General features: G+C 71.7%; 20 protein-coding genes. 10 read left to right on the top strand and 10 right to left on the bottom strand.

Annotated features, from left to right (window positions below):
• Positions 1–53: 53 nt before the first annotated feature.
• Positions 54–938: a hypothetical protein gene (locus ACIRVH_RS29170; RefSeq protein ID WP_403959017.1), complete on the bottom strand. Its 885-nt coding sequence runs from the start codon at positions 936–938 to the stop codon at positions 54–56.
• A 129-nt stretch (positions 939–1,067) separates the two neighbouring features.
• On the opposite strand from ACIRVH_RS29170, the gene ACIRVH_RS29165 reads away from it, so the two are divergent.
• Positions 1,068–2,108: a LacI family DNA-binding transcriptional regulator gene (locus ACIRVH_RS29165; RefSeq protein ID WP_403959014.1), complete on the top strand. Its 1,041-nt coding sequence runs from the start codon at positions 1,068–1,070 to the stop codon at positions 2,106–2,108.
• 41 nt (positions 2,109–2,149) lie between these two features.
• Here the strand turns inward: ACIRVH_RS29165 and ACIRVH_RS29160 are convergent, their stop codons facing one another.
• Positions 2,150–2,941 (bottom strand): VOC family protein, encoded by a 792-nt coding sequence (locus ACIRVH_RS29160; protein ID WP_403959012.1) that lies wholly within the window; start codon positions 2,939–2,941, stop codon positions 2,150–2,152.
• Positions 2,942–3,279: 338 nt separating this feature from the next.
• On the opposite strand from ACIRVH_RS29160, the gene ACIRVH_RS29155 reads away from it, so the two are divergent.
• Positions 3,280–3,525 carry a WhiB family transcriptional regulator gene (locus ACIRVH_RS29155; protein WP_403959009.1) on the top strand — a complete coding sequence of 82 codons (246 nt, stop codon included), beginning with the start codon at positions 3,280–3,282 and terminating at the stop codon, positions 3,523–3,525.
• Between the two features lie 73 nt (positions 3,526–3,598).
• Here the strand turns inward: ACIRVH_RS29155 and ACIRVH_RS29150 are convergent, their stop codons facing one another.
• The 3 genes from ACIRVH_RS29150 to ACIRVH_RS29140 form a co-directional block, all read right to left on the bottom strand.
• The gene (locus ACIRVH_RS29150) at positions 3,599–4,573 is read right to left on the bottom strand and encodes an acyl-ACP desaturase (protein WP_403959006.1); all 975 of its coding nucleotides are present in this window, start codon (positions 4,571–4,573) and stop codon (positions 3,599–3,601) included.
• A 228-nt stretch (positions 4,574–4,801) separates the two neighbouring features.
• Positions 4,802–5,578, bottom strand: a complete 777-nt coding sequence (gene ddaH, locus ACIRVH_RS29145) for a dimethylargininase (RefSeq protein ID WP_403959004.1) — start codon at positions 5,576–5,578, stop codon at positions 4,802–4,804.
• A gap of 137 nt (positions 5,579–5,715) precedes the next feature.
• The gene (locus ACIRVH_RS29140) at positions 5,716–7,341 is read right to left on the bottom strand and encodes an ABC-F family ATP-binding cassette domain-containing protein (RefSeq protein ID WP_403959002.1); all 1,626 of its coding nucleotides are present in this window, start codon (positions 7,339–7,341) and stop codon (positions 5,716–5,718) included.
• A gap of 362 nt (positions 7,342–7,703) precedes the next feature.
• Between ACIRVH_RS29140 and ACIRVH_RS29135 the strand changes: the two genes are divergently transcribed.
• Positions 7,704–8,537 carry an isocitrate lyase/phosphoenolpyruvate mutase family protein gene (locus tag ACIRVH_RS29135; RefSeq protein WP_403958999.1) on the top strand — a complete coding sequence of 278 codons (834 nt, stop codon included), beginning with the start codon at positions 7,704–7,706 and terminating at the stop codon, positions 8,535–8,537.
• A 15-nt stretch (positions 8,538–8,552) separates the two neighbouring features.
• Here ACIRVH_RS29135 and ACIRVH_RS29130 read toward each other — a convergent pair whose 3' ends face one another.
• Positions 8,553–8,969, bottom strand: a complete 417-nt coding sequence (locus ACIRVH_RS29130) for an SsgA family sporulation/cell division regulator (protein ID WP_403958997.1) — start codon at positions 8,967–8,969, stop codon at positions 8,553–8,555.
• 187 nt (positions 8,970–9,156) lie between these two features.
• Here ACIRVH_RS29130 and ACIRVH_RS29125 point away from each other — a divergent pair, with 187 nt between their 5' ends.
• Together ACIRVH_RS29125 and ACIRVH_RS29120 are read left to right on the top strand one after the other, a co-directional pair.
• Entirely contained in the window at positions 9,157–10,269 is a 1,113-nt protein-coding gene (locus ACIRVH_RS29125) for a WD40/YVTN/BNR-like repeat-containing protein (RefSeq protein ID WP_403958995.1), read from the top strand.
• Between the two features lie 57 nt (positions 10,270–10,326).
• The gene (locus tag ACIRVH_RS29120) at positions 10,327–10,659 is read left to right on the top strand and encodes a plasmid stabilization protein (RefSeq protein ID WP_403958993.1); all 333 of its coding nucleotides are present in this window, start codon (positions 10,327–10,329) and stop codon (positions 10,657–10,659) included.
• Between the two features lie 12 nt (positions 10,660–10,671).
• Here ACIRVH_RS29120 and ACIRVH_RS29115 read toward each other — a convergent pair whose 3' ends face one another.
• On the bottom strand, positions 10,672–10,968 hold the full coding sequence (locus ACIRVH_RS29115; RefSeq protein ID WP_403958990.1) for a YciI family protein: 297 nt from the start codon (positions 10,966–10,968) through the stop codon (positions 10,672–10,674).
• 61 nt (positions 10,969–11,029) lie between these two features.
• Between ACIRVH_RS29115 and ACIRVH_RS29110 the strand changes: the two genes are divergently transcribed.
• Complete coding sequence (locus tag ACIRVH_RS29110; protein WP_403958987.1) at positions 11,030–11,737, top strand: endonuclease V; 708 nt, start codon at positions 11,030–11,032, stop codon at positions 11,735–11,737.
• Here ACIRVH_RS29110 and ACIRVH_RS29105 read toward each other — a convergent pair.
• A complete protein-coding gene (locus ACIRVH_RS29105) occupies positions 11,701–11,889 on the bottom strand; it encodes a hypothetical protein (RefSeq protein ID WP_393470180.1) in 189 nt (62 codons plus the stop codon). The genes ACIRVH_RS29110 and ACIRVH_RS29105 overlap by 37 nt on opposite strands.
• 204 nt (positions 11,890–12,093) lie before the next feature.
• Between ACIRVH_RS29105 and mmpA the strand changes: the two genes are divergently transcribed.
• Positions 12,094–12,240 carry a morphogenic membrane protein MmpA gene (gene mmpA / locus ACIRVH_RS29100; RefSeq protein WP_403958984.1) on the top strand — a complete coding sequence of 49 codons (147 nt, stop codon included), beginning with the start codon at positions 12,094–12,096 and terminating at the stop codon, positions 12,238–12,240.
• A gap of 10 nt (positions 12,241–12,250) precedes the next feature.
• Here mmpA and ACIRVH_RS29095 read toward each other — a convergent pair whose 3' ends face one another.
• Entirely contained in the window at positions 12,251–13,429 is a 1,179-nt protein-coding gene (locus tag ACIRVH_RS29095) for a saccharopine dehydrogenase family protein (RefSeq protein WP_403958981.1), read from the bottom strand.
• Positions 13,430–13,629: 200 nt separating this feature from the next.
• Here ACIRVH_RS29095 and ACIRVH_RS29090 point away from each other — a divergent pair, with 200 nt between their 5' ends.
• From ACIRVH_RS29090 to ACIRVH_RS29080, 3 genes are all read left to right on the top strand, one after another.
• The gene (locus ACIRVH_RS29090; protein WP_403958978.1) at positions 13,630–14,790 is read left to right on the top strand and encodes a CaiB/BaiF CoA transferase family protein; all 1,161 of its coding nucleotides are present in this window, start codon (positions 13,630–13,632) and stop codon (positions 14,788–14,790) included.
• A 73-nt stretch (positions 14,791–14,863) separates the two neighbouring features.
• Complete coding sequence (locus ACIRVH_RS29085) at positions 14,864–16,078, top strand: acetyl-CoA C-acetyltransferase (protein ID WP_403958976.1); 1,215 nt, start codon at positions 14,864–14,866, stop codon at positions 16,076–16,078.
• A 41-nt stretch (positions 16,079–16,119) separates the two neighbouring features.
• Complete coding sequence (locus ACIRVH_RS29080) at positions 16,120–18,303, top strand: 3-hydroxyacyl-CoA dehydrogenase NAD-binding domain-containing protein (protein WP_403958973.1); 2,184 nt, start codon at positions 16,120–16,122, stop codon at positions 18,301–18,303.
• On the opposite strand, the gene ACIRVH_RS29075 is transcribed toward ACIRVH_RS29080, so the two are convergent.
• A complete protein-coding gene (locus ACIRVH_RS29075) occupies positions 18,289–19,005 on the bottom strand; it encodes a MerR family transcriptional regulator (protein WP_403958970.1) in 717 nt (238 codons plus the stop codon). The genes ACIRVH_RS29080 and ACIRVH_RS29075 overlap by 15 nt on opposite strands.
• Positions 19,006–19,185 lie beyond the last annotated feature (180 nt).

Here is a 19,185-nt window from a genome sequence, read left to right as displayed (position 1 = left end):
TGATCACAGGATGCCGCACGCCACTGACAACGCGTTCGGCCTGTGGACAACCCTCACGCGAGGTCGAACACGAACCATTCGGTGAACGGTTTGACCTGTACATGGATCCGGGAGCCACGGGAGACGATCCGGGGCCGACCGAGCCGGCCGCCGTCGGGGCGGACCAGGCGGCTCTCGGCCACCGGTTCCACGGAGGTCTCCGTCAGACGGCAGTCGACGAGCCGGTTGCGGTCGTCGCCGTATCCGCTGAAGAACACGGCCCGTTCGCCCAGCACGGCGAGCCCGCTCGCACCCCGCACCGGGTTCTGTCGTACCCGCACGACCTGGGCATCGTCCACCTCGATGAGCGGGAAGCGGGAGTACGGGCACATCCAGGCGGTGCGCCCGGTCACGTTCAAGGTGTAACAGTCGTCGATCCACCCCGCGTCGGGCACCGGGCTGTAGGACCAGAGGGGTTCGCCCGTGATGCTCCAGCGGCGCAGGCCGGGCGCGCTCAACGCGTCGTCGCCGTAGACACCCTCGTCGAAGTAGCCGACCCAGAGGTCTCCCGCCCGGTCGGCCAGGAGGTGTTGGAAGCCGTCCCCCACGCGGAACGTGCCGGTCGCCCGGCCCAGCGCGTCGAAGACCTGGACCTGCTGCCCGTCGTCCTTGTCCGCCCGGGGTGTCGCCAGCACGAACCCGCCGTCGGGCAGGGCCTCGATGTGGGGGCACCAGGGCAACACCGCATGCAGGTACGTCTCGTGGCACACGCGGTCCTCGACGGTCACCACCAGCGCGTCGTACGGATCGGAGCCCAGATCCTTGGGCGGGTGCTCGGTGAGCAGCCAGTGTCCCCGGCCGAACGCGTCGACCGAGCTGTGGACGATGTGCCGGTCGCGGTACTTGCGCGGCAGTCGTGCGTAGGGCACGAGCCGCGTCTCGGGGCGCTCAGCCGGCATGAGCCTTTCTCGTCTTCATCCGGTGATCTTCACCTGGCGAGATGCTGGAGAGCAACCCCTTTTCCCGCCCCGACGGCCCCGGCGCACCGCGGTTATCCTGATCGTCAGCCGCCGATGAGGAGTCCCGAAGTGACCGAGGCAGTGTCGCGTCCCACGCTGGAGGCCGTGGCCGCGCGGGCCGGGGTGTCCCGGGCCACCGTGTCACGGGTCGTCAACGGCGGCGACGGGGTCAGGGAGCCCCTGGTCGAACGGGTCCGGCAGGCGGTCGAGGAACTCGGGTACGTGCCCAACCAGGCCGCACGCAGCCTGGTCACCAAACGGCACGACGCCGTCGCCGTCGTCATCGCCGAACCCGAGGCCCGGGTCTTCGCCGACCCCTTCTTCGCGCTGCAACTGCGCGGCATCAGCAAGGAGCTGACGGCCCACGACAACCAGCTCGTGCTGCTGCTGACCGAGGGCCGAGCCGACCACGCCCGTGTGGCCCGCTATCTCGCCGGAGGGCATGTCGACGGCGCGCTCGTCTTCTCCCTCCACCTCGACGACCCGCTGCCCGGCCTGATCCGCAACGCGGGCGTGCCCACCGTGTTCGGCGGGCGCCCCGACTGGAGCGACGGCACTCCCGGTCCGGTGTACGTCGACAGCGACAACCGGGGCGGCGCCCGCGAGGCCGTACGCCACCTCGTGGACCTCGGCCGCAGCCGGATAGCGCACATCACCGGCGCGCTGGACCAGACCTCGGCGGTGGACCGGCTCGACGGCTACCGGGACGTGGTGGGCGACGCCGACCCCCGGCTCGTCGTGGAGAGCGACTTCACCCCCGGCGGTGGCGAGCGCGCCATGCGGGAACTGCTCGACCGCTGCCCGGACGTGGACGCCGTGTTCGCCGCCAACGACCTCACCGCGCTCGGCGCCCTGCGCGTGCTGCGCGAGCGGGGCCGGCGCGTGCCGGACGACGTGGCCGTGATCGGCTTCGACGATGTGCTGCCCATCGCCGAAGAGGCCGATCCGCCGCTCACGACGGTCCGTCAGGACATCGAGGAGATGGGCCGGCTGATGGCCCGTCTCCTGCTGCGCGGCCTGGCCGGCCGCACGCGCGACGCGACCCCGGCGGACGCGGCCGTCCCCAGTGTCGTCCTGCCGACGACCCTGATACGACGCGCGTCCGCCTAGGCACTCCGCGTCCGCCTGGGCGCAGGGTGCCCGCCGGCGCCTCAGCCCTGCGGCGGCTCGCTCTTGATCACCGCGAAGCGGACGCCGTACGGGTCGGCGAGCTTGGCCATCCGGCCGACACCCTCCATGGTCGTCGCCGGCATACGCACCGTGCCGCCCAGCTGCTGCGCCTTCTCGACCACGGCGTCGGTGTCCTCGACCTCGAAGTACGGCAGCCAGTACGCGCCCGCCTCGGTCTCCGTCGGGTCGTCGGCCAGCGGGACCATCCCGCCGAACATCGCGTCCTCACCGGCACCGCCCGGGTTCACACAGGTGTACGTGCCGCCCGGGAACGGCACGGCCGAGGTCTCCAGGCCCAGGACCCGCTGGTAGAACGCGGCGGCCGCCGCGATGTCCGGGGTGTACAGCTCGACCCAGCACAGCGCGCCCGGTTCGTTCGCCGCGTCCACGCCCTTGGTCTGCCCGGGCTGCCAGATCCCGAACGGCACGCCCGCCTGGTCGGCGAGGACCGCCATGTGTCCCTGGCCCATCACGTCCAGGGGCTGGAACAGCACGCTGCCGTGCGCCTGTTCGGCCGCCTTGGCCGTGGCCTGCGCGTCCTCGCTCTGGAAGTACACCGTCCAGGCCGGAGGCCCCTGCTCGGGTCCGGTCTGCATGCCGCCGGCGACGGTCCTGCCGCCCAGCTGGAAGAAGCCGTAGCCGCCGGCGTCCGGCCCCGCCGACTGGAACTGCCAGCCGAACAGCCCGCCGTAGAAGGCGAGGGCGCCGTCGAGGTCGGGGGTGCCGACGTCGATCCAGTTCGGAGCGCCGTCGACGAAACGGGTGGTGAGCATCTTCGCCCTCCTTGAAAGGGGGTCCGGAAACCCTTGAAGGGGGCGTCCGGAATCGGGTCCCGTCCTCTGCACTGCCGAGTCTGGCACCGCCCACTGACAACCGCTGCCGGAGCGCCGCCGCGCGCCGGACCGATGCCCCCGGTCACCCTGGGGGCCGCGCCCGGTTCTCCGGGTTTTCACACTGCTTCCGCGCGCCGCCGTGCGCGGGCGTCTGCGCGCGGAGCATCATCGGGGCGGCCCAGGGCTCCGGCGGAGCATCAACGGGCGGCCCGGGGCGCGGCCGCGCCGTTGACCCGGCGTTGATCGAACGTTTTTCGCCGCCCGGCAGGATCCTGGACATGCACATCGACACGATCACCCCGGCCGACACCGCCTGGCAGGCACAGGCTCTGTGCGCGCAGACCGGGGCGGACTTCTTCTTCCCCGAGCCCGGCAGCTCGGTGCGCGAGGCGAAGCGCATCTGCGCCATGTGCGAGATGCGCTCCGCCTGTCTCGACTACGCGCTCACCAACGACGAGCGTTTCGGCGTCTGGGGCGGCCTCTCCGAGAAGGAGCGCCTCGCCCTGCGCCGCACGTCGAACTGAACGGGACGCACGTCGCACCGACCGCGCCGCACGTCCCGCCTACATCCATCTCGGGCGACGGCCCGAGCGCCGCTCAGCCCGCGGCCCGCGCCGCCATCCGCGCCTTGCGGGCCGCCAGCTTCTCGTCGAACTTGGTGGCCTCCGTGTCCAGGCCGCCCATGAAGAGGCCGAGTTCCTCCTGCGCCTGGGCGCCCTCCGGGCCGAGGCCGTCGATCTCCATGATCTTCAGGAAGCGCAGCACGGGCTGGAGGACGTCGTCGTGGTGGATGCGCAGGTTGTAGACCTCGCCGATCGCCATCTGCGCGGCGGCCCGCTCGAAGCCGGGGATGCCGTGGCCGGGCATGCGGAAGTTGACCACGACGTCCCGGACCGCCTGCATGGTCAGGTCGGGAGCGAGTTCGAAGGCGGCCTTCAGCAGGTTGCGGTAGAAGACCATGTGCAGGTTCTCGTCGGTCGCGATGCGCGCCAGCATGCGGTCGCAGACCGGGTCGCCGGACTGGTGGCCGGTGTTGCGGTGCGAGATGCGGGTCGCCAGCTCCTGGAAGGCGACGTAGGCGATCGAGTGCAGCATCGAGTGCCGGTTGTCGGACTCGAAGCCCTCGCTCATGTGCGACATGCGGAACTGCTCCAGCTTGTCCGGGTCCACCGCGCGCGAGGTGAGCAGGTAGTCACGCATCACGATGCCGTGCCGGCCCTCCTCGGCCGTCCAGCGGTGCACCCAGGTGCCCCAGGCGCCGTCGCGGCCGAAGAGCGAGGCGATCTCGTGGTGGTAGCTGGGCAGGTTGTCCTCGGTCAGGAGGTTGACGACGAGGGCGATGCGGCCGATCTCCGTCACCTTGGAGTGTTCCTTGTCCCAGGCCTCGCCGTCCTCGAACAGGCCGGGGAAGTTACGGCCGTCGGTCCAGGGCACGTACTCGTGCGGCATCCAGTCCTTGGCGACCTGCAGATGCCGGTTCAGCTCCTTCTCGACCACTTCCTCCAGCGCGTACAGCAGCCGCGCGTCGGTCCACACGGACGGGCTGCCGAGGTGAGGGGAGGTGATCGTCACAGGAACTCCTGGGGGACGCCGTACGAAGGGGGAGAGACGGGGGACGGTCCGGCGAGCGGAGCCGGAAACCTACGAGATCGTAGGCTACGAATCCGTAGGTTACGAAGCCGTAGGTTAAGTTCGTTGTAAAGATCGCTGATCAGCGCCCACGGCCCGGCTTTTCGAGGGCATGCCAAACGGCCCCGGGACCCGCAGGTCCCGGGGCTGCCGGAGTGACGGATCACCCGATCAGGCGTACAGCTCCCGCATACGCACCGAGAGGCACGTCACACAGCCCTCGAGCTTCTCGAACTCGCTGATGTCCACCGTGACCACCTCGTGGCCGAGATCGGTGAGCAGTTCCGCCGTCTTCGGGGCGCTCGCCGCCATGAGCAGCTTGTGGCCGCCGAGCAGCACCACGTGCGCGCCGGACTCCTCCGGCACCGACAGGAAGCCCGGGAACAGCGACGGCCGGTCCACCATCGGGATGTGCCCGATGACCGTCCCGTCCGGCAGCGCGGTGACCGCCGACTTGAGGTGCAGCACCTTGCTCACCGGTACGGCGACCACGCGCGCGCCCAGCGGTTCGAAGGCGGCGCGCAACTGCTGCACGCCGGCCGCGTTGGTACGCCCGCCCCGGCCGACGTAGACCGTGTCACCGACCTTCAGGACGTCGCCGCCGTCCAGAGTGCCCGGCTCCCATATCCAGTTCACCGAGCAGCCGAGCCGGGCCACGGCCTCCTCGACGCCCGCGGTCTCCGCGCGCCGGGACTCGGCGCCGGGCCGGGTGATCAACGCCACGTTCTTGTACATGACGACGGTGTCCTCGACGAACACCGAGTCCGGGCAGTCGTCGGCCGGATCGACCTCGATCGTCTTCCAGCCGTGCTCGCCCAGCGCCTCGACGTACGCCTCCCACTGCTCGACGGCGAGGTCCACGTCGACCTTCTCCCGCTCGATGTGCGTCACCAGGCCTTCGACGAGGCGCGGGCTGGGGCGGCGGACGAGGGCCTTCTTGCTGGGCACGAGGGACCTTTCGTTATCGGCGGTGCGGCTCCGGCGCCCGTGATACGGCGCCGGTCCGCCATCATGCAGGGCACGGCGGCCCGGACAAAACCCCTCGTTGTCAGGCTGTGCCCCACCTGAGACCCCTGCCGGTCCGGCTAGGCCGGATCGCCGAGCGTCCCGGGTGTCGTCTCCTTCAATTCTCCGTCCTCCATCAGCAGCCACCGGGTGATGCCGATCGACTCCAGGAACGGCAGGTCGTGGCTGGCGACGAGCAGGGCACCCTCGTACGACTCCAGGGCCGTGGTCAGCTGCCGGACGCTCGCCATGTCGAGGTTGTTGGTGGGTTCGTCCAGCAGGAGCAGCTGGGGTGCGGGCTCGGCGAGCATCAGCGCGGCCAGGGCCGCCCGGAAGCGCTCGCCGCCGGACAGCGTCCCGGCCTTCTGGTCGGCCCGTGCGCCCCGGAACAGGAAGCGGGCCAGGCGCGCCCGGATCCGGTTGTTCGTGGCGCCCGGCGCGAACCGGGCCACGTTCTCGGCGACCGTCCGCATGTCGTCCAGCACGTCCAGCCGCTGCGGCAGGAACCGCAGCGGGACGTGCGCCCGCGCCTCGCCGGCCTCCGCCGCCAGCTCCCCGGCGACGGTCCGCAGCAGTGTCGTCTTGCCCGCACCGTTGCGGCCGACGAGGGCGATCCGCTCCGGGCCGCGCAGATCGAGGATCCCCTTGACACGCCCCCCGTAGGCCAGTTCCAGGTTCTCCAGGGTGAGCACCTGCCGGCCGGGCGGTACGGCCGTGTACGGCAGGTCGACGCGGATCTCGTCGTCGTCCCGTACGGCCTCCACCGCGTCGTCCAGCCGCTCCCTGGCCTCGGCGAGCCTCTCCTCGTGCATGATGCGGTGCTTGCCCGCGGACTCCTGGGCGGCGCGCTTGCGCGCGCCCATGACGATCTTCGGCTCGCGCTTCTGCTCGTACATCTTCTGCCCGTACCGCTTGCGGCGGGCCAGCTTGACCTGCGCGTCGGCGAGTTCGCGCTTCTGCTTGCGCACGTCCGCCTCGGCCACCCGCACCATCCGCTCGGCCGCCTCCTGTTCCGCGGCGAGGGCCTCCTCGTAGGCCGAGAAGTTGCCGCCGTACCAGGTGACCTCCCCGGAGTGCAGCTCGGCGATCTGGTCGACCAGCTGCAGGAGCTCACGGTCGTGACTGACGACCACCAGCACGCCCGGCCAGGAGGCGACCGCCGCGTACAGCCGACGGCGTGCGTACAGGTCGAGATTGTTGGTGGGTTCGTCGAGGAGCAGGACGTCCGGGCGGCGCAGCAGCAGTGCGGCCAGGCGCAGCAGCACCGACTCGCCGCCGGACACCTCGCCGACGGTGCGGTCCAGGCCGATGTGGCCGAGGCCGAGTTCGCCGAGCGTGACCAGGGCACGCTCCTCGACGTCCCAGTCGTCGCCGACGGTCTCGAAGTGTTCCTCGGACACGTCGCCCGCCTCGATGGCGTGCAGGGCGGCTCGCCGGCCGGCGATGCCGAGGGCCTCGTCGACGCGGAGCGTGGTGTCGAGCGTGACGTTCTGCGGCAGACAGCCGACCTCGCCGGTCACCTTGACGGTTCCGTCGGCCGGACAGAGTTCACCGGCCAGCAGCTTCAACAGGGTCGACTTCCCTGATCCGTTGACGCCGACCAGCCCGGTCCTGCCGGGACCGAAGGCGACGTCGAGGCCGTCGAAGACGGGGCTGCCGTCGGGCCAGGCGAAGGACAGGGACGTGCAGGTGAGGGAAGTAGACATACAGGCCTCGCGGTTGCTTGATGCGGTGTGGGCGGACGCATGTCGAGACACCGCGAGGCGGAAACCGAGGAACCTGGGGCACGGAGAGAAGGCCTGTGCCTGAGGACGGCTCGTACGCCGAGGTCGAACGCCACGCACACCTCACCGGTGTGAGCGCGGTGTCTCAGGACCTCAGACGAGCAACGTCCTTCTCCAATCGGCGGCAACAGGAACGCTGTACACCGTAGGAGGGCGCCGGAAAGGCCGCAACCGGATTAATGCGCGTGCTTCCGAGTGGCCGAATTCCCTACCCCTGGCCCGGCCCACGCTGGTGTCGGATTTCTGCCAGCGTCCACCCCGCCGGGGCTGTTTGACTTCCCCGCATGACGCTTCAGCACCCGCTTGCCGACTCCGCCCTCGCCTTCCGCGCACTGCACGTGCCCGGCCGCCCTCTGGTCCTGCCGAACGCCTGGGACCCGGTCAGCGCGGCCGTCGTCGTGGAGGCGGGCGCCGCCGCCGTCGCGACCACCAGCGCGGGGCTCGCCTGGGCGCTGGGCACCGCCGACGGCGACCGGCTCGACCGTGACCGCGCACTCGCGGCCGTCGCCCGCATCGTCGACGCCGTACCGGTCCCGGTCACCGCCGACATCGAGGGCGGTTACGCCGAGGACGCCGCCGGGGTCGCCGACACCGTCCGTGCGGTGATCGCCGCCGGCGCGGTCGGCGTCAACATCGAGGACGCCCGCCATGCGGCGGGCAGTGAGCCGCTGCGGCCGGTCGCCGAGCAGGCGGAACGCATCGCCGCGGCTCGTGCGGCGGCCGACACGGCGGGCCTGCCGCTGTTCGTCAACGCGCGGATCGACACCTTCCTGCAGGGCGCCGGGGGAGTCGACCTCACCCTGGAACGCGCGGCCGCCTTCCTGGCCGCGGGCGCCGACGGGATCTTCGTCCCCGGGGCCGTCGGACCGGAGACGGTCGAGGAGCTCGTCGCGGGCGTCGACGGGCCGCTCAACGTGTTGGTCGGCCCCGGCGCGCCGACGGTCGCCGAACTGGCCTCGCTCGGCGTTGCCCGGATCAGCGCCGGCTCGAGTCTCGCCGAGGCCGCCCACGCCCTGGTCCGCCGCGCCGCGCGGGAGCTGCTGCGGGAGGGGACGTACGGGGCGCTGGCCGACGGGTTCGACTACGGCGGGCTGAACGCGTTGCTCACGCGCGCGTAGCGCGTTTCGCGCAGGTCAGCAGGCGTCCCGGATCAGCTCGGCCAGGTCGTGGTCGAGGTCCAGCTGCAGGTGCTCCAGCCCGACCGGCACCAGGTCGCCGGTCGCCTGGAGGAACCGCCGTATCTCGCCGGAGCGCACGTGCACGATCGCCGTGCCCTCGGGGGCGTGGAACTCCAGTACCGTGCGGTCGTAGCCGTACGGCCGTACGCGCACGTCACCGAAGCCCTCCGGGCCGTGCAGCCCGGCCGCGAGCAATTCGCGGGAGAAGGTCCAGCAGACCTCGACACCCTCCAGGGTGGCCGGGGCGGGGAAGGTCATGCGGACGGCGAACGGGTCGCTCCGGTCGTAGCGCAGCTTGGCGGGAATGCTCGGCATGCGCGGTGCGGCGGCGACGAGGCGGGCCTCTACGGGCTGCTCGATGACGGTGGACAACGCCTTGCTCCCTTGTGACGGCTGGACGTACTTGCGGGCGGGTGAGGCCTGGTACTGGAAGAGACGATGGAATCGGCCATTGCGTGCACGTCGGGAACGAGTGACCTCGGTCACCGCATTCATGCACGGGAGTGTGGTCGTGAGGCGCTCTGGACGGCGGCTGGCCGGTGGGCTAGCTTCGCCCGCCATGAGGCGCTTGGGGAGCACGCGACGCAGGGGACGGACGGGCCGGCTGGTGGCGGCGGGGGTGGCGTGCGGAGCGGCGCTGGCCGCGCTGACGGTGCCGGCCGCCGAGGCGGGGCAGCTCGGTCAGGGAGGCCGGGGAACCGTGCACTGGGAGGCGAAGGACAGCGGCACCCCGCAGGTGCGCTTCCGCGGCCTGGCCGCCGTCGACCGTGACACCGCCTGGCTGGCCGGTACGGCAGGCACCGTGCTGCGCACCACCGACGGCGGGGCGAGCTGGCGGAACGTCTCTCCGCCGGGCGCGGCCGACCTGCAGTTCCGGGACGTCGAGGCGTTCGACGCGCGGCGCGCGGTGGTGCTGGCCATCGGTGAGGGAGAGGCCTCCCGCGTCTACCGCACCGACGACGGCGGTGCGACCTGGACGGAGTCCTTCCGTAACACCGACCCGAAGGCCTTCTACGACTGCCTCGCCTTCTTCGACCGCCGTCACGGCCTCGCCATGAGCGATCCCGTGGACGGCCGGTTCCGCATCCTGTCGACCAGCGACGGCGGCCGTTCCTGGCGGGTGCTGCCCGCCGAGGGCATGCCGGCCGCCCTGGACGGTGAGGCCGGCTTCGCCGCGAGCGGCCAGTGCCTGGTCACCTCAGGGCCGCGGGACGTCTGGCTGGCGACCGGCGGCGGCGCCCACGCGCGCGTGCTGCACTCGGCCGACCGCGGGCTGACCTGGACGGCCGCCGACACACCGGTTCCGGCGGGCGATCCGGCCAAGGGCGTCTTCGCGCTCGCCTTCCGCGACCGCACCCACGGACTCGCGGTCGGCGGCGACTACCGCCCCGACCAGACCTCGCCACAGGCGGCCGCGGTCACCGACGACGGCGGCCGTACCTGGCGCCCCGCCGCGACCCCGCCGCCCGCCTACCGCTCCGGCGCCGCCTGGCTCCCGCACAGCCGCCGGGCCGCCCTCGCCGTCGGCCCCACCGGCACCGACCTGACCACCGACGGCGGCCGCACCTGGCGGACCATCGACACCGGCTCGTACGACACCGTGTCCTGCACCCCCGACCTCGGCTGCTGGGCCGCCGGGGAGAAGGGGCGCGTGGCGCGGCTGGAGCGCTGATGCGGTTGGCCTGATCGCGGGTACCCGGTCACCGCGCACGAGAGGAAGTGAGCGGTCATGCCACGCGGTTCCAGCCCCAAGCGGGAACGTCAGTACGAACACATCAAGCAGAGCGCGCTGGACCGGGGCGAGAGCACACAGCGCGCCGAGGAGATCGCCGCGCGGACGGTGAACAAGGAACGCGCCCGGTCCGGCGAGTCGAGGACGGCCAGCCGCACCTCCATCCAGGACATGTCGTCCGGCGAGCGGGGCGGCCGGCGGTCCGGCAAGGGCTCGCAAGGGCCCACCTACGACCAGCTGTACAACGAGGCCAGGCAGCGGGGTGTCGAGGGCCGTTCGCACATGAACAAGGCGGAGCTGCAGCGCGCGCTGGACGCCAGGAAGGGCTGAGCCCCCGCGGGCTCAGCCCAGCGTCTGCCGGTGCTGGGCCAGTTCGGGGGCCGTCTTCGTGGCGACGAATTCCGTGATGCGGTACTCGCACACCCCGGCGGCGATGAACGGGTCGCCCGCGGCGACCTCCTCGATGCGGGCGCGGTTCTCCGCGACGGCCAGGATCACGCCCCCGTCGCGGGGGTTCTTGCGTCCGGAGGCGAGGAAGAAGCCCTTCTCGTACTGCTCGTCGAGCCAGGCCACATGCGCCGGGATGACGGCGTCGACGGCGTCGAGCGGGGCGGTGTAGGACAGCTCCAGTACGAACATGATCGCGAGCCTACCCCCGGACCCCGGACGGGTGTCGGCGGGCCGTACAGTCTTGGCCATCATGACGACCGTAGGCGTACCCGCGGGCTGGCCCGCGACCGAGGAAGAGGCTCGCGCCGTACAGGACGAGCTGCGCGGGCGGGTGGTGCTCGGCGAGCCGGGGCCGCCGCCCGGGAGGGGGCACGTCACGGGCGTGGACGTCGCCTACGACGACGACCGCGACCTCGTCGCCGCGGCGGCCGTCGTCCTGGACGCGGCCACCCTGGACGTCGTCGCGGAGACGACGGCCGTCGGCAGGATCTCCTTCCCGTACGTTCCCGGCCTGCTCGCCTTCCGTGAGATCCCGACCGTGCGTGCCGCCCTGGACGCGCTGCCCTGCGCGCCGGGCCTGGTGGTCTGCGACGGCTACGGCCTCGCCCACCCGCGCCGCTTCGGCCTCGCCAGCCACCTCGGCGTGCTCACCGGCCTGCCGACCATCGGCGTCGCCAAGAACCCGTTCACCTTCACGTACGACGAACCCGGTTCCGCGCGGGGGAGTTCCGCACCGCTCCTCGCGGGCACCGACGAGGTCGGCCGCGCCCTGCGCACGCGGGACGGCGTCAAGCCGGTGTTCGTCTCCGTCGGCCACCGCGTGAGCCTCGACAACGCCCTGGCGCACACCCTGGCCCTGACCCCGGAGTTCCGCCTGCCGGAGACCACGCGCAGGGCCGACGCGCTGTGCCGGCGGGCGCTTCAGGAGGCGTCGATGCGCCAGGCGCCCACCTCCTGATAGCGCGAGTCGTGGACGGCGGAGCCGTCGCCGGGTTCGAGGGCGTAGTGGTGGAGGTTCCCGCCCCAGTAGCGCAGGATCCGCCCCAGCTCTCCGGCCCGGTCCGCCGCCGACGCGCCCTCGTCCACGGTCACTTCGAGTACGAACTTCACTTCCGTTCCCCCTCCTTCGGCCTGGGCTTCCAGCGTCTCATTGAAGTACCCGGTGAGACTTCGAGCGCGTGGCCGCAGGTCGCCGGGCACTCCTGGCACGGAAAGTCTCAAATGCTGAAGAAGGGGTGGCCGGGGCCGGGTGAGTACGTCGCCTGAGTACGCGTACGGATGTGCCCGCACCGGCCCGACGGCAGGCTGACGCCCATGACGACGCACCGTTCCGCCAAGACCGTGACCCGTCCCGCCCAGCCTGTCGAGCGCGCCGTGACGGCCGCTCTGGTCCTCGCCGTGGTGGCGGGTCTCGCCTGGATCGGCGGGATGTTCTGGACCCTGCTGGGATGGCAGATGTAGCGCCGGCGGGCTACTGCCTGGCGGCCACCCGGAAGGTGATCCCCGCAGCGCGCAGCCGCTCGGTCAGCGCGTCACCCATCGCGGCGGCAGTGGTGACCTGACCGGCGGTCGGCGGCAGCTCGTCGAAGGCCAGGCACAGGGCCGACTCGGCGAACATCTTGGCCGTCTCGTCGTAGCCCGGGTCGCCGCCCGCGACCTCGGTGAAGACGCGCCGACCGCCGCCCACGCCGACGAAGCGCACCCGGAACCAGCTCTTCGCCCGCTTCTCCGGACTCGGCCCGTCCCCGGGCCGCAGCCGGTCCGACAACCAGCGCCGGGCGGGCGCCAGCTGGGCGGCGGCCGCGACCGCGCCCACGGCGGCGACGCCGCCGGCGGCGACCGGCAGGTGCCGGACCGCCGCATAGTGCCGGTAGCGGAAGTCGGGGCCGTACCGGTCCAGGGCCTTCGCCGAGCGGCGCACGATCTGCGGGTCGATGGTCGGCAGCGGCACCGCCCAGGCGCCGACCTCCCTGGCGAACCGCGGCGCGCCCGTCGGTGCCGCCACCCGGCGCCCCATCAGGCGCGGCTCGTGCCGGCCGCGTTCCCGGGCCGCGGCCACCATCTGCCGCCCGCGCGCGACCTGGTTCAACGCCGAGGACAGTGTGCCGCCGGAGAAGGCCGCGTCGGCGGTCACGAACCCGTCCACGGTCAGCGGCACCCCTTCCGGCAGCTGCCGGACCGTGAAGTACACGCCCAGGTCGTGCGGCACGGAATCGAAACCGCAGGCGTGCACGAGGCGGGCGCCGGTCTCACGCGCGCGTGCGTCGTGCCGGACGTACATCAGGTCCACGAACTCGGGCTCGCCGGTGAGGTCGAGGTAGTCGGCCCCGGTGTCCGCGCAGGCGGCGACGAGCTCCTCGCCGTAGGTGACGTACGGCCCGACGGTCGTGGCCACCACGCGCGCGTGGTCGGCGAGTGCGCGCAGGGTGGCCGGTTCGCTCACGTCGGCGCGCAGCACCCCGATGTCGGAGCCGCCGGGCAGTCGGTCGCGCAGCCGCTCCAGCCGGCCCTCGTCGCGGCCGGCGATCGCCCAGCGGAGGCCTTCGGGGGCATGCGCGGCGAGGTATTCCGCGGTGAGCGTGCCGACGAAGCCGGTGGCCCCGAAGAGCACGATGTCGTAGGGACGGTCCGTCCTTTTCAGCCTGCTCATGACACCCCTTGGTCGTGCAGCCGCGCCGCTGTCGGTGGCTGAGGCTAGCGTGAAGCGTACGGACTTCCGACACGGCCTCGGCGGGTCCGGCCGGGCACTTGTCTAAGCGCTTGCTCGTTCAGGTCTTGTGTCCGGTGGAACGTGTTCTTAGCATCACTGGTGTTACATCAGTTGTGTCACAAGGCTGGGGGCAGGACGGCATGACGACGGCAGGGACGCCGACGACATCGGGGCACGGCCCGCTCGCAGGCGTGCGCGTGGTGGAGCTGGCAGGCATCGGACCGGGTCCGTTCGCCGCCATGCTCCTCGCCGACCTGGGCGCCGACGTGGTCCGGGTCGACCGCCCGGGCGGTCCTGGCCTCGGGATCGACCCCGCGTACGACGTGACCAACCGCAACAAGCGCTCGGTGGTCGTCGACCTGAAGGCGCCGGACGGCCCCGCGCGCGTCCTGGACCTCGCCGCCCGGGCCGACATCCTCATCGAGGGCTACCGCCCCGGCGTGGCCGAACGGCTCGGCGTCGGCCCCGAGGACTGCCACGCCCGCAACCCCCGCCTGGTCTACGGCCGCATGACCGGCTGGGGACAGGACGGCCCGCTGGCCGACCGCGCGGGCCACGACGTGGCGTACATCGCCCTCACCGGCACCCTGGGCATGATCGGCCGCCCGGACGAGCCCCCGGCCGTCCCCGCCAACCTGCTCGGCGACTACGCGGGCGGCTCCCTCTACCTGGTCGTCGGCGTCCTCGCCGCCCTGCACCACGCCCGTGCGACCGGCACCGGCCAGGTCGTGGACGCGGCCATCGTCGACGGCACCGCGCACCTGTCCGCGATGATCCACGGCATGCTCGCCGCCGGCGGCTGGCAGGACCGGCGCGGCGCCAACCTCCTGGACGGCGGCTGCCCGTACTACGGCACCTACGAGACCGCCGACGGCGGCCACATGGCGGTCGGCGCCCTGGAGACGCAGTTCTACGAGGAGTTCCTGCACCTGCTCGGCCTCGACGAACTGGTCCCGGCCCGCAAGGACTGGACCCGCTGGGGCGAGCTGCGCGAACGCGTCGCCGCCCGCTTCAAGTCCCGCACGCGGGACGAGTGGACGGCCCTCTTCGAGGGCTCCGACGCCTGCGTGGCCCCCGTCCTCTCCCTCGGCGAGGCCCCGCACCACCCGCACCTGGCGGCCCGCGGCACCTTCACCGACCACGGCGGCATCACGCAGCCCGCTCCCGCCCCCCGGTTCTCCGCGACCCCCACCACGGTCCGTACCGGCCCGGCCCTGCCGGGCGCGGACACCGGGACGGTGGCGCACGACTGGGGCATACCTGACCTCGTGAACGACGACCTCGTCACCGAAGGCGACTGACCCCGCCCACCTGACGACCACCCGCCCTCGGCGACCGACTTCCGCTCGGCCCACCCTCCCGAAAGGCACATCAGTGAGCACCGAAGCGTACGTGTACGACGCGATCCGCACCCCGCGCGGCCGCGGCAAGGCGAACGGCGCCCTGCACGGCACGAAGCCCATCGACCTGGTCGTCGGCCTGATCCACGAGATCCGGGACCGCTTCCCGGGCCTCGACCCGGCCGCGATCGACGACATCGTGCTCGGCGTCGTCGGCCCGGTCGGCGACCAGGGCTCCGACATCGCCCGGATCGCCGCGATCGCCGCAGGGCTGCCGGACACGGTCGCGGGTGTCCAGGAGAACCGCTTCTGTGCCTCAGGCCTGGAGGCCGTCAACCTGGCCGCCATGAAGGTCCGCTCGGGCTGGGAGGACCTGGTGCTGGCCGGCGGCGTGGAGTCCATGTCGCGCGTGCCGATGGCCTCGGACGGCGGCGCCTGGTTCAACGACCCGATGACCAACCTGGCCGTCAACTTCGTGCCGCAGGGCATCGGCGCGGACCTGATCGCCACCATCGAGGGCTTCTCCCGCCGGGACGTGGACGAGTACGCGGCCCTGTCGCAGGAGCGCGCCGCCGAGGCGTGGAAGGACGGCCGTTTCGCGCGCTCGGTCGTCCCCGTCAAGGACCGCGCGGGCCTCACGGTCCTCGACCACGACGAGCACATGCGCCCGGGCACCACCGCGGACTCGCTCGCGAAGCTGAAGCCGTCCTTCGCGGACATCGGTGAGCTGGGCGGTTTCGACGCGGTGGCGCTGCAGAAGTACCACTGGGTGGAGAAGATCGACCACGTCCACCACGCGGGCAACTCCTCCGGCATCGTGGACGGCGCCTCGCTGGTCGCGATCGGCTCCAAGGAGGTCGGTGACCGTTACGGCCTCTCCCCGCGCGCGCGGATCGTCTCCGCGGCCGTCTCCGGCTCCGAGCCCACCATCATGCTCACCGGACCCGCGCCCGCCACCCGCAAGGCCCTCGCCAAGGCCGGCCTGACCATCGACGACATCGACCTGGTCGAGATCAACGAGGCGTTCGCGGCGGTCGTGCTGCGCTTCGTGAAGGACATGGGCCTGTCCCTGGACAAGGTCAACGTCAACGGCGGCGCGATCGCCCTCGGCCACCCGCTCGGCGCCACCGGCGCGATGATCCTCGGCTCGCTCATCGACGAACTGGAACGCCAGGACAAGCGCTACGGCCTCGCCACCCTCTGCGTCGGCGGCGGCATGGGCATCGCCACCATCGTCGAGCGCATCTGAACTCCCCGCGGAATCACGAGACTTCAACGGAGACGACTGTCATGACCGAGAGCACCACCATCCGCTGGGAACAGGACGACACCGGTGTCGTCACCCTCGTCCTCGACGACCCCAACCAGTCCGCGAACACCATGAACCAGGCGTTCCGCGACTCCCTCGCCGCGATCACCGACCGCCTGGAGGCCGAGCAGGACTCCATCCGCGGCATCATCTTCACCTCCGCGAAGAAGACCTTCTTCGCGGGCGGCGACCTGCGCGACCTGATCCGGGTCACGCCGGAGACCGCGCAGGACCTGTTCGACGGCGGCCTCGCCATCAAGCGCAACCTCCGCCGCATCGAGACCCTCGGCAAGCCGGTCGTCGCGGCGATCAACGGCGCCGCCCTGGGCGGCGGTTTCGAACTGGCCCTCGCCTGCCACCACCGGGTCGCCCTCGACACCTCCGGTACCAAGATCGGCTGCCCCGAGGTCACCCTCGGCCTGCTCCCCGGAGGCGGCGGAGTCGTCCGCACCGTACGGCTGCTGGGCATCGCGGACGCCCTCCTGAAGGTGCTCCTCCAGGGCCAGCAGTACAACGCCGGGCGCGCTCAGGAGAACGGTCTCGTCCACGAGGTCGCCGCCACGCCGGAGGAACTGCTCGCCAAGGCCCGCGCCTTCATCGACGCCAACCCCGAGTCCCAGCAGCCCTGGGACAAGCCGGGCTACAAGATCCCAGGCGGCACGCCGGCCAACCCCAAGTTCGCCGCCAACCTGCCCGCCTTCCCGGCCAGCCTGCGCAAGCAGACCAACGGCGCCCCCTACCCGGCCCCGCGCAACATCCTCGCCGCGGCCGTCGAGGGCTCCCAGGTCGACTTCGAGACCGCCCAGGTCATCGAGGCCCGCTACTTCGTCGAGCTGGCCGCCGGACAGACCTCGAAGAACATGATCCAGGCGTTCTTCTTCGACCTGCAGGCGGTCAACTCCGGTGCCAACCGCCCCCAGGGCATCGAGCGGCGCCAGGTCCGCAAGGTCGCCGTCCTCGGCGCGGGCATGATGGGCGCCGGCATCGCGTACTCGTGCGCCCGCGCGGGCATCGAGGTCGTCCTCAAGGACGTCTCCCTCGAAGCGGCCATCAAGGGCAAGGACTACTCCGAGAAGCTGTGCGCCAAGGCCGTCGCCAGGGGCCGCACCAGCCAGGAGAAGGCCGACGCCCTCCTCGCCCGCATCACCCCCACCGCCGACCCGCAGGTCCTGGCCGACTGTGACGCCGTCATCGAAGCCGTCTTCGAGGACACGACCCTCAAGCACAAGGTGTTCCAGGAGATCGAGTCCGTCGTCGCCCCCGACGCGCTGCTGTGCTCCAACACCTCCACCCTGCCCATCACCGCCCTCGCCGAGGGCGTGGAGCGCCAGGGCGACTTCATCGGACTGCACTTCTTCTCACCCGTCGACAAGATGCCCCTGGTCGAGATCATCAAGGGCGAACGGACCGGCGACGAAGCCCTGTCCCGCGCCTTCGACCTGGTCCGGCAGATCAACAAGACGCCGATCGTCGTCAACGACTCACGCGGCTTCTTCACCTCCCGGGTGATCGGCCACTTCATCAACGAGGGCGTCGCCATGGTCGGCGAAGGCGCCGAGCCCGCCTCCGTCGAGCAGGCCGCAGCCCAGGCCGGCTACCCGGCCAAGGTGCTCTCCCTCATGGACGAACTGACCCTCACCCTGCCGCGCAAGATCCGCAACGAGTCGAAGAAGGCCGTCGAGGAGACGGGAGGCACCTGGGCCGCGCACCCGGCGGAGGCGGTCATCGACCGCATGGTCGACGAGTTCGGCCGCCCCGGCCGCAGCGGCGGTGCCGGCTTCTACGACTACGGCGAGGACGGCAAGCGGGCCGGGCTGTGGCCCGGCCTGCGCGAGCACTTCACCAAACCCGGACACGAGATCCCGTTCCGCGACATGCAGGAGCGGATGCTCTTCTCCGAAGCCCTCGACACCGTACGGCTCCTCGAAGAGGGCGTCCTGACCTCGGTCGCCGACGCCAACATCGGCTCCATCTTCGGCATCGGCTTCCCAGGCTGGACCGGCGGTGTGCTCCAGTACATCAACGGCTACGAAGGCGGCCTGCCCGGATTCGTGGCCCGCGCGCGTGAACTCGCCGAGCGCTACGGCGAGCGCTTCACCCCGCCCGCGCTGCTGGTGGAGAAGGCGGAGAAGGGGGAGCGGTTCAGCGACTCAGCCGGTTCGTGATCCGCTGAGCCACTCGCTCAGCTCTTCCCGCAGAGACCGCTGGAACGTCGTCAGCAGCGCCTGCACCACCAGTGGGTGCATGTGCGCCGACAGGGACTTCACGTCCCGGGCGTCACGCTCCGCCACCTCGCCACGGAAGAGCTGAGCCAGCTCGTGGGCCGCGGCGCGCGAGTGCTCGATGAGCACCTTGCGCGCCGCGAGGATCGTGTCCTGCGACAGCGGTACGTCCAGGAGCTGGACGCCGAGCCGGAGCAGCCCGGAGTCGACCCGGAACGTCTCCCCGTCGTCCCCGTCCTCGGGCGCGACGACGCTCATCGCCGCCAGCCGCTCGATGTCCTCGGGGGCGAGCGGCCGTCCCGCGCGCCGCTCCAGTTCCCGCCGCGGCACCGTCTCCACCAGGTCCGGCGCCCACGACGCGACCACCGCGCGGTGGATGGCCAGATCGTGCGGGGTGAGGTCGGGCGGCAGCTGCCCCAGGTACCGCTCGATCGCCGCGAGCGTCATGCCCTGCTGCTGCAACTCCTCGATGAGGGCCAGCCGAGCCACGTGCCCGGGCCCGTAGTGACCCACCCGGCGCGGACCGATCACCGGTGGCGGGAGCAGCCCCTTGCTGCTGTAGAAGCGCACGGTGCGGACCGTGAGGCCCGCCCGGGCGGCCAGCTCGTCGATGGTGAGGGTCGGCTCCTCGGCCTCGCTTGTCATGCGCAGCAGTATCGCTGTCTCACCAATGCTGTGACACCCCGAATGAACACCACTGTGTGTACTCCGTGTGGATCAGGTGAGAAGTGACGCTCTGTGACGTAGGCCACCGCATACCTGTGATCTCTCTGGGAAGCTGCTGCCTTGGTCTGTACCGCGACACACCAGGGTGGTGCGGGCCGA

The sequence above is a fragment of the Streptomyces sp. NPDC101165 genome (genome assembly GCF_044768135.1).
Taxonomy (GTDB): Bacteria; Actinomycetota; Actinomycetes; order Streptomycetales; family Streptomycetaceae; genus Streptomyces.
The sequence above is the reverse complement of the archived record's forward strand: the minus strand, read 5'-3'. Positions and strand labels throughout refer to the sequence as shown.